General features: G+C 74.2%; 2 protein-coding genes. Both read left to right on the top strand.

The genetic code is table 11. The features are described 5' to 3' along the window. Positions 1-1075, top strand: a 1075-nt coding sequence (gene bcsZ / locus G3N64_RS38730; protein WP_241021435.1) for a cellulose synthase complex periplasmic endoglucanase BcsZ, incomplete at its 5' end; no start/stop codon positions are given. Beyond that, positions 1060-2585, top strand: a 1526-nt coding sequence (locus tag G3N64_RS38725; RefSeq protein ID WP_205788844.1) for a tetratricopeptide repeat protein, incomplete at its 3' end; no start/stop codon positions are given. The genes bcsZ and G3N64_RS38725, both read left to right, overlap by 16 nt.

Raw genomic sequence — 2585 nt, 5'->3', positions numbered from 1 at the left:
ATGCGCAGCGGCGTGGCCGCGCTGGGACGCGTTCAAGCGCGATTTCATCTCGGCCGACGGCCGCGTGATCGACGTCGGCTCGGCCGATTCGCGCACGGTATCGGAGGGGCAGGCGTATGGACTTTTCTTCGCGCTGGTCGCGAACGACCGGCGCATGTTCGACACGATCCTCGCATGGACCGAGAACAATCTCGCGCAGGGCGACCTGAGCGCCCACCTGCCGGCGTGGCTGTGGGGCCGTGCGCCCGACGGCGCGTGGCGCGTGCTCGATGCGAACGCGGCGTCGGACGCCGACCTGTGGATCGCGTATGCGCTCGTCGAGGCCGGGCGGCTGTGGCACGAGCGCAGCTACACGGCGCGCGGCGCGCTGCTCGCGAAGCGGGTGCTCGACGCCGAGACGGCGACCGTGCCGGGCCTCGGCCTCACGCTGCTCCCGGGGCCGACGGGGTTCAAGCTGGCCGACGGCCAGTGGCGCGTGAACCCGAGCTATTCGCCGCCGCAGGTGATCCGCGCGCTCGGCGCGCGCCTGCCCGACGACCGGCGCTGGGCCGCGCTCGCCGCCAGCACCGGGCGCGTGCTGCTCGACACCGCACCGAAAGGCTTTTCGCCCGACTGGGCGCTGTATCGCGCGGGCACGGGTTTCGGGCCCGATCGCGACACGCATGCGGAGAGCGCGTACAACGCGATCCGCGTATATCTGTGGGCCGGCATGCTCGATCGCGCCGATCCGCTCGCCGCCCCGTTGCTGGCGCGGTTTGCGCCGTTCGCCGACTATATCGACGCGCATGGCGCGCCGCCGGAGAAGGTCGATACGACGACGGGCGTCGCCGGGCCGAACGACGGCAACGGCGGGTTCTCGGCGGCGGCCGTGCCGTTCCTCGACGCGCGCGGCCAGCGTGCGCTCGCGGATGCACAGGCGGCCCGCGTCGATACGCTCGCGCGCCAGTCGGCGCCCGGTTACTACACGAGCGTGCTGACGCTGTTCGGGCTCGGCTGGCGCGACGGACGCTACCGGTTCGGCGCGGACGGCACGCTCGACGCCCGCTGGGGAGGCCGTTCGTGCGCCGCCCGCTGAAGCGCGCCGCGCCGCACGTCGCGGGATTCGCGTGGCTCGCGTCGTCGGTGTGCGCGGCGGCGCCGGGCAATGCATCGGACGCGACGATGGCGCGCCACGCGACGCCGGCGACCGCCGCGTCCGCCCAGGCGCAGCGTGAGCTCGACACCGCGCGGATGTGGGGCTTCAAGCATCGCGACGACCTCGCGCACGACGCGCTGCGCAAGGGGCTGCTGATCGCGCCGGGCGATCCCGAGCTGCTGGCCGAACAGGTGCGCGTGCTGTTGCGGCTCGGCGATGCGAAAGGCGCGCAGGCGTCGCTCGCGCGCCTGCAGGCGCAGGCGCCGAATGCGCCCGCCACGCGGCGGGCGGCTGACGAATACCGCGTCGCGACGAGCGGGCGGGGCGAGATGGCGCAGATTCGTCTGCTCGCGCGCAGCGGCCGCGCGGACGAAGCAGCCCGGCGGATCGTCGCGCTGTTTCCGAACGGCGCGCCGTCGGGTGCGCTCGGCGCCGAGTATTTCCAGATCGTGTCGAATGCGCCGGGCGGACGCGAGCCGGCGATCGCCGCGCTGCGCCGCGCGGTCGCGGCCGATCCGCAGGACACGAGCGCGACGATGGCGCTCGCGCGGCTCTTGAACCAGCGCGCCGATACGCGGCCGGAGGCGAACCGGATCGCCTGGGCGCTCGCGAAGCGCGCCGACGCCGACCATACGGAGGCGATGGCGCTGTGGCGGCGCGTGCTGCAGTCGGCCGGCAGCGATCGCGCGTATCTCGATGCCCTGCATGCGTACCTCGCGCTCGTGCCGGACGATACCGAATTCGTCGAGCGCGTCGCGGAACTGGATCGTCAGCGCGACGCGCAGCGCCGGCTCGAACGCAATCCCGACTACATCGCGCAGCAGCGCGGCCTGCAGGCGCTCGCGCGCGGCGACCTGGCCGGCGCCGATCCGCTGCTCGCGCGTGCCGCGCGGGCGCGGGCGGACGATGCCGACGCGGTCGGCGGGCTCGGCCTGCTGCGCCTGCGCGAGGGGCGGCACGACGAAGCGCGCACGTTGTTCACACGTGCCGCGACGCTTTCGACCGACCAGCGCGGCAAATGGCAGGGCCTCGCGCGCACCGCGCAGTTCTGGGGGCTGCTTGCGCAAGGCCGCGCGGCGGCTGCGGCAGGCCGTCCGCAGGACGAGGAGCGTGCCGCACGCGCGGCTCTCGCGATGCAGCCGGGCAGCCCGGACGCGAAGCTGCAGCTTGCCGACGCGTTGCTCGCGCAGCGCGACTGGGCACGCTCGGAGCCGTTGCTGCGCGAGTTGCTGGCCGCGCGTTCGCCGGACCTCGCGGCCGTGCGCGACACGGTCGCGCTGTATGAGAACACCGGCCGCGCCGACCGAAACCGCCCGCTGCTCGACCCGCTGCAAGGCCGCGTGACTGCCCGCGACGAGCGCCACTCTCTCGACGGCTTGCGCGCCGCCCCTCTCGCAGACGAGGCGCGTGCGCTTGCCGACCAGTGCCAACTCGTGCGCCACCCGCCGCC

Origin of the sequence: Burkholderia sp. Ac-20344, from assembly GCF_017104975.1 — a bacterium.
Taxonomy (GTDB): domain Bacteria; phylum Pseudomonadota; class Gammaproteobacteria; order Burkholderiales; family Burkholderiaceae; genus Burkholderia.
This window is presented reverse-complemented; position numbering and strand designations above follow the sequence as displayed.